The 7,487-nt window shown below is 72.6% G+C and carries 3 protein-coding genes and 1 pseudogene; 1 reads left to right on the top strand and 3 read right to left on the bottom strand.

Features of this window, described 5'->3' with window-relative positions:
- Positions 1-197 precede the first annotated feature (197 nt).
- The 3 genes and pseudogenes from EAO75_RS15115 to EAO75_RS15105 all read right to left on the bottom strand — a co-directional run.
- Positions 198-1,007 (bottom strand): SDR family NAD(P)-dependent oxidoreductase, encoded by an 810-nt coding sequence (locus EAO75_RS15115; protein ID WP_147995579.1) that lies wholly within the window; start codon positions 1,005-1,007, stop codon positions 198-200.
- Positions 1,008-1,349: 342 nt separating this feature from the next.
- Positions 1,350-3,515 carry a potassium-transporting ATPase subunit KdpB gene (gene kdpB / locus EAO75_RS15110; protein WP_147995578.1) on the bottom strand — a complete coding sequence of 722 codons (2,166 nt, stop codon included), beginning with the start codon at positions 3,513-3,515 and terminating at the stop codon, positions 1,350-1,352.
- Positions 3,516-4,298: 783 nt separating this feature from the next.
- A pseudogene (locus tag EAO75_RS15105) lies at positions 4,299-4,892 on the bottom strand (cation:proton antiporter); the annotation flags it as partial.
- Between the two features lie 99 nt (positions 4,893-4,991).
- Here EAO75_RS15105 and EAO75_RS15100 point away from each other — a divergent pair.
- A partial coding sequence (locus tag EAO75_RS15100; protein ID WP_147995584.1) for an ATP-binding protein occupies positions 4,992-7,487 on the top strand: 2,496 nt, incomplete at its 3' end.

The following is a 7,487-nucleotide window of genomic DNA, read 5'->3' as shown; positions in this document are numbered from 1 at the left end:
GGCCGGGATCCACCGGGGCGGGCGAGCGGGAGCATCGCTGCTCCCGTCGCCCGCCCCGGTGGATCCCGGCCGGTGGCTTGGAACTCGGCTAGCGCTGACCGGCCTTGCTGCCGTGGTTGGCCTTCTTCTTGCGACGGGCCCTCTTCTTGCGGGCGCGCTTCGACACGCGGTTCAACTCCCTTGCGATGGAACGAAGTTCAAGTGGTCCGGCCGACCAGGAGGTCGGCGAGCTTGTTGAGGCGCTTCACCGTGCGGTCCTCGGTGGCGGCGGGGGCCGGGGCGACGGGCTCGGCGCGGTCGTAGTAGGCGCCGTTGACGATCTCGACCGCCGGGTCGCAGAGCCGGACCACGTGCCCGGCGCCCTCGGCCGGGGTGACGCCCTCGTGGGCGTACAGCGACAGCAGCGCGGTGTCGCAGACGCCGGGGTGGACGGAGACGGCGGTGACGCGGGAGTCGGCCGCGAAGACCGTCAGGGCCAGCTGGGACTGGGCGTAGGCGGCGAGCCGGGAGTAGCGGCGGGCTCGGTTGGGGTCGGCCCAGGAGATGGACGCCGTGCGGTGCAGCGACGAGGACACGTTGACCACGCGGCCGCCCGGGTCGCTGGTGAGGGCCGGCTCCAGCAGACACGTCAGCAGGTAGTGGGCGAGGAAGTTGACCTGGAAGGCGATCTCGTTGCCGTCGGCGGTGACGGTGTGCCGCTCGGGCGCGGCCATGCCCGCGTTGTTGACGAGGACGTCCAGGTGCGGGTGCTCGGCGACCACCTTGTGGGCGAGGGCCGCGACCTCGTCGAGGCGGGTGAAGTCGGCGGCGAAGGTGCACAGTTGGTCGGCGTTGACACCGGCTGTGGCGATGAGGCTGTCGGCAGCCGCGAGCACGTCCTCGGCGGTACGGCCGTGCAGCAGCACGGTGGCACCGCGCTCCGCCAGCCGGCGGGCGGTCTCGTAGCCGATGCCCGAAGTGGCGCCGGTGACAAGGACGGTACGGGAGGAAAGGGTGGAGTCGGACATGATCCAATCCATGGATACGGCACGCCACGCGTCCCCCGGCGAGGGGGCGGTGCACGTGCGGGATGAAGGGAAGCCCGAGGGGCGCCGGACACATTCACGGCGCCCCTCGGGTCACGGAAAACGCGTCAGCGGGACGACGGCAGCGTTTCCGGGCAGCGCGGCGCACGACGAGGCGGCCGAACGGGACTCGGCGGCCGGTCGAAAAGGAGCCAGGCGCTGTTCACGGTGTCCATGCAAGCCGTTCCGCACGCCCCTGACAAGCTCGGGAACTGTTCCCTGACGGGCCTCTGACGTGCGCATACGTGTCCTTGACGGCCGGCGGGCCAGGGCGCCGGCCGGGGCTCAGCCAAGGCCGGGCACCCCGGAGATCAGCAGGTCGATGAGCTTGATGCCCAGGAAGGGCAGCACGAGTCCGCCGAGGCCGTACAGCAGCAGGTTGCGGCGCAGCAGATCGTGCGCCGACGACGGCGTGTACCGCACACCGCGCAGGGCGAGCGGGATCAGCGCCACGATGATCAGGGCGTTGAAGATGATCGCCGAGGCGATCGCCGAGGTCGGGCTGTGCAGGCCCATGATGTTGAGCGCGTCCAGGCCGGGGTAGGCGCCGGCGAACATCGCCGGGATGATCGCGAAGTACTTGGCGACGTCGTTCGTGATCGAGAACGTCGTCAACGCACCTCGCGTGATGAGGAGTTGCTTGCCGATCTCGACGATGTCGATGAGTTTGGTCGGGTTGGAGTCGAGGTCGATCATGTTGCCGGCCTCCTTGGCGGCCGACGTGCCGGTGTTCATGGCCACGCCGACGTCCGCCTGAGCCAGAGCGGGCGCGTCGTTCGTACCGTCTCCGGTCATCGCGACGAGTTTGCCGCCCGCCTGCTCCCGCTGGATGAGCGCGAGCTTGTCCTCGGGCGTCGCCTCGGCCAAGTAGTCGTCCACGCCCGCCTCCTGGGCGATCGCGCGGGCGGTGAGCGGGTTGTCGCCGGTGATCATCACCGTGCGGATGCCCATGCGGCGCAGCTCCGCGAAGCGCTCGCGGATGCCTTGCTTGACCACGTCCTTGAGGTGGATCAGGCCGAGCACCCGGGGGCCGTTCCAGTCGTGCACGGCCACCAGCAGCGGGGTGCCGCCCGAGGCGGCGACCGAGTCGGCGTAGTGCCGTGCCTCGGACGGGACCGTGCCGCCGTACATCTGCACCCACTCGATGACCTGCTGGGCGGCGCCCTTGCGGATCGCGCACACGGCGCCGTTGTCCCACCGCAGGTCGACGCCGCTCATCCGGGTCTGCGCGCTGAAGGGCACCCAGCGGGTGTTCGCCGGCTCGCCCTCGGCGGGTTCGCGCAGGCCGTAGCGCTTCTTGGCCAGTACGACGACGGAGCGGCCCTCGGGCGTCTCGTCCGCCAGCGACGACAGCTGGGCGGCTTCCGCGAGTTGCCGCTCGTCCATGCCCGGCAGCGGGACGAAGCCGGCGGCCTCACGGTTGCCGAGGGTGATGGTGCCGGTCTTGTCGAGCAGCAACGTGCCCACGTCGCCGGCCGCCTCGACGGCGCGGCCGGACATGGCCAGGACGTTGCGCTGCACCAGGCGGTCCATGCCCGCGATGCCGATCGCGGAGAGCAGGGCGCCGATCGTGGTCGGGATGAGCGTGACCAGCAGCGCCACCAGCACGGTCGTCGACTGGGCGGCGCCCGCGTAGGCGGCCATCGGCTGGAGGGTCACCACGACGAGGAGGAAGATGATCGTCAGCGACGCCAGCAGGATGTTCAGGGCTATCTCGTWYGSCGTCTTCTGCCGGTTCGCGCCCTCGACCAGGGCGATCATCCGGTCCAGGAAGCTGTGGCCGGGGCGGGCGCTGACGCGCACGACGATCCGGTCGGACAGGACCGTCGTACCGCCCGTGACGCCGCTGCGGTCGCCGCCCGACTCACGGATGACGGGCGCGGATTCGCCGGTGACCGCGGACTCGTCGACCGCCGCCACGCCGTCGATGACGTCGCCGTCCGCCGGGATCAGCTCGCCCGCCTCTACCAGCACGACGTCCAGCGGCTTGAGGTCGGTGGCGGCGACGGCCTCCGTGCGGGCGGTGCGCACGTTCGTACCCCATCGCCAGTCCAGCAGGCGCAGCGCCACCGTGTCCGTACGGGCCCTGCGCAGCGACTCCGCCTGCGCCTTGCCGCGGCCCTCGGCGACGGCCTCCGCCAGGTTGGCGAAGATCACCGTCAGCCACAGCCAGGCGCTGATGACCCAGGTGAAGACCGCCGGGTGGATCAGGGCCGACAGGGTGGTCAGGCCCGCGCCGACGGACACCACGAACAGCACGGGGTTGCGCACCAGGGACCTGGGGTGCAGCTTGCGCAGCGCTTCCGGGAAGGACCGGACGAGCTGGGCGGGTTCGAAGAGTCCGCTCGGGGCCCGCCGCCGGGTGCTCGGTCTTCCTCCGGGCCCTGCGCCGGGCTGCGAGGTGCGCTGGGGGCGGTTCGGCGGGGCCTGCTCGGGAGCGGCGGGAAACATGGGGACCTTCGGGTCTCGGCGACGACAGGACAGGGGACGCGGAGGGCCGTGCGGGGCCGGGGCCCCGGCCCCGCACGGGTGGCGCACGGACGTCGGCGGTGGGAAGGCGGTACGCCGTGCGCCGGTGCGTGCCCCTCGCACGCACCCCGCCGCCTCGGCCGGGCCGGACGGCGGTCCGGTCCCGTGAGGCCACTGGCGCCAGTGGCCTTCTCGACGGCCGACAGCGAATCTAGTCGCGCTCCGTGCCCGGACGATCCTGCTCAGCAAGGAATTTGCGGCTTCCATACGGCCCGATCGCGTGTCGCGTATGGGGCACGTCAAAGCCGAATGACGGCACGTCAGGAGGTCGTCAACGAAGGCCGTGCGGTCTGCCGGCGGCCGCCCTGCTGCTCACCGTCCTCGGGCTGCGGCCGAGGCTCGCCGAGTTCCGCTGAAGCGGCGCGGAGATCAGGCGTCGGTGAGTCGGGCGTCCTGCGAGCGGCGCTGAGGGCGGGTGTCGGTGAGTCGGGCGTCCTGCGAGCGGCGCTGAGGGCGGGTGTCGGTGAGTCGGGCGTCCTGCGAGCGGCGCTGAGGGCGGGTGTCGGTGAGTCGGGCGTCCTGCGAGCGGCGCTGAGGGCGGGTGTCGGTGAGTCGGGCGTCCTGCGAGCGGCGCTGAGATCAGGCGTCGGTGAGCCGGGCGTCCAGCGAGCGGCGCTGAGGACAGGTGTCGGTGAGTCGGGCGTCCTGCGAGCGGCGCTGAGGGCGGGTGTCGGTGAGCCGGGCGTCCTGCGAGCGGCCCCGAGATCAGGCGTCCGCCAGCCGCGCGTCCTCCAGGTCCAGCGAGCGCTGCAGGCGGCGGCGGGTCGTGTCGCTGATGAGGTGGTCGTCGTAGAGGCGCTGGAGTTGCGCCGTCTCCACGGCTATCAGGTTCCGGCGCAGCTGGCGGTAGATCACGTCGGCGGACTCGGCGGGGGCCTCGCCGGCGGACTCGGCGAGGCGGTCGCGGGCGTCTTCGAGGCGGGCGCTGAGGCCGCGCCGGAGCCGGTCGACCACGACGTCCGGCACGGCCTCCAGTTCGGCGAGCTCCTCCAGCCGCTGCATGCCCGCGCCGGCCAGGCTGCAACGGGCGTTCGCCTCCTCGCGCTCCGTGTGGTCGGGCTCCAGGGCGATGCCGGAGCGGCGGACCACGGGTGCGAGGGTGAATCCCTGGACGACGAGGGTCACGACCACCACCGAGGTGGTGAGGACCAGGACCAGCGGGCGGTCCGCGAGATCCGTGCCCGACTCCGTCGCCACCGGGATCGACAGGGCCGCCGCCAGCGGCACGACACCCCGCGTGCCCGCCCACGTCAGCACCACCGGCACCCGCCAGTTCATGCGGGTGATTCCGCCCTTGCGCCCTGCCTTGTCAAGACAGTGTCAACGTCCACATGAGAGGCGCCAGGGATGCGTCAAGATCCCTGCCCGCAGGCGCGCGGAGCGGTTCCCTGAGACCTGATGAACGAAGTACCGCGCGGACGGCTGAAGGTCTACCTCGGGGCGGCCCCAGGGGTGGGCAAGACGTACCGCATGCTCGATGAGGGGCGGCGCCGGGCGGGCCGCGGGGCCGATGTCGTGGTGGCGTTCGCCGAGTGCCACGCACGCCCCCGGACCGAGGCGATGCTCGACGGCCTCGAGGCCGTGCCGCGTGCCCGATGCCACTACCGGGGCGGGGAGTTCGAGGAGATGGACCTCGCCGCGGTGCTCGACCGCCGGCCGCAGGTCGCGATCGTCGACGAGTTCGCCCACAGCAACGTCCCCGGCGGCGGGCGCAACGCCAAGCGCTGGCAGGACATCGAGGAACTGCTCGCCGCGGGCATCGATGTCATCACGGCCGTCAACGTCCAGCACCTGGAGTCCCTCAAGGACGTGGTCGAGAAGATCACCGGCGTGCCGCAGCACGAGACCGTGCCCGACGAGGTCGTACGCCGCGCCCAGCAGGTCGAGCTCGTGGACATCCCGCCCGAGGGGCTGCGCCGCCGCATGGCGCACGGCAACATCTACGCGCCGGAGAAGGTCGACGCGGCCCTCGCCAACTACTTCCGGCCCGGAAACCTCACCGCGCTGCGGCAGCTGGCGCTGCTGTGGGTGGCCGACCGGGTCGACGCGGCCCTCAACAGCTACCGGGCCGAGCACGCGATCGGCGGGGTGTGGGAGACCCGGGAGCGGGTCGTGGTCGCGCTGACCGGCGGTCCGGAGGGCGACACGATCATCCGGCGGGCGGCCCGTATCGCCGCCCGGTCGGCCGGCGGTGACCTGCTCGCCGTGCACGTGACCCGCAGCGACGGCCTCGCCGCCGGCGCCTCGCACGCCTCGCTCGCCCGTCAGCGCCGGCTCGTGGAGGACCTCGGCGGCAGCTATCACCAAGTCGTCGGCGACGACGTCGCGACCACGCTCGTGGAGTTCGCCCGCGCCGAGAACGCCACCCAGCTCGTCCTCGGTGCCAGCAGGCGCGGCCGTCTGGAACGGTTCGTGACGGGGCTCGGGACGGGGGAGACCGTCGTCGCGCTCTCGGGCGACATCGACGTCCATCGCGTCACCCACGAGCGGGCCGGCCGCGGCACGCTGCTGCCGTCCCGCCGCCGTACGCTCTCCAAAGCCCGGCTCATCGCCGGACCCGTCGCGGGACTGGTGCTGCCGGTGCTGCTCACCCTCGTCCTCACACAGCTGCGCGGCACCCTGAACCTGACCAGCGAGGCTCTGCTGTTCCTGCTCGCGGTGGTGGGTGTGGCCTGCATAGGCGGCGTGACGTCGGCGGTGATCGCCTCGGTCACCGCGTCCCTGCTGCTCAACTACTGGTTCATCCCGCCCATAGGCGCCTTCACTCTCGACGACCCCAACGCCCTGCTGGCGCTGGCGGTGTTCGCGGTGGTGGCCGCCACGGTGGCCGTCGTCGTCGACCGCTCCCTGCGGCTGTCGCGCCGGGCCGCCCGGGCCACCGCCGAGGCGGAGACCATGTCGTCCCTCGCGGGCAGCATCGTGCGCGGCGGCCAGACGATCCCGGCGCTGCTGGAACGCACCCGGGAGACCTTCGGCATGGAGTCGGTGGACCTGCTCGACGAGCCGCCGGACACCAACGGTGTCACCGCCGTGCCGGCGGGCCCGGGCTCCTACCTGGTGCTGCACGGGCGTGACATGTCGTCCTCCGAACGGCGGGTGCTGGCCGCCTTCGCCGCGCACGTCGGGGCGGCGGTGGAGCGGGGCCGGCTCGCCGAAGCCGCCGCCGAGGTCGAGCCGGTGAAGGCCGCCGACCGGATGCGTACGGCGCTGCTGCGCGCCGTCGGCCACGATCTGCGCACTCCGCTCGCCGCGGGCTGGGCCGCCGTAACGTCCCTGCGCAGCCGGGACGTCGAGTTCTCCGCAGAGGACCGGGACGAGCTCCTCGCCACCGCCGACGAGTCCATGGCCAAGCTGAACCGCCTGGTGGAGAACCTGCTCGACCTCAGCCGTCTGGAGGCGGGCGTGCTGAAGCTGAACCTGCGGCCCACCGCCCTGGAGGAGGTGCTGCCGGCCGCGCTGGTCGACATCCCGGGCGTCCAGGTCGCAGACGTGGAGGGGATCCCCGCGGTGCTCGTCGACCCGCCGCTCCTGGAGCGGGTGATCGCCAACCTGGTCGCCAACGCGGCCCGGCACAGCCCGGCCGGCGCCAAGGTCCTGGTGACCGCGAGCGCCCTGGCGGGCCGGGCCGAACTCCGGGTCGTCGACCGCGGGCCCGGGCTTCCGCCGACGGGCCGGGAGCACCTCTTCGAACCCTTCCAGCGCCTCGGCGACACCGACAACAACACCGGGCTCGGGCTGGGGCTCGCCCTGGCCAGGGGACTCACCGAGGCGATGAGCGGCACGATCACGCCGGAGGACACGCCGGGGGGCGGTTTGACGATGGTGGTGTCGCTGCCGCTGGCGGAGCAGGCCGTGCTCGCCGAGCAGGGGCGGGGCGGGGCCGGCGGGGTCGTG

Source organism: Streptomyces sp. UW30, assembly GCF_008042075.1.
Classification (GTDB): domain Bacteria; phylum Actinomycetota; class Actinomycetes; order Streptomycetales; family Streptomycetaceae; genus Streptomyces.
The sequence above is the reverse complement of the archived record's forward strand: the minus strand, read 5'-3'. Positions and strand labels throughout refer to the sequence as shown.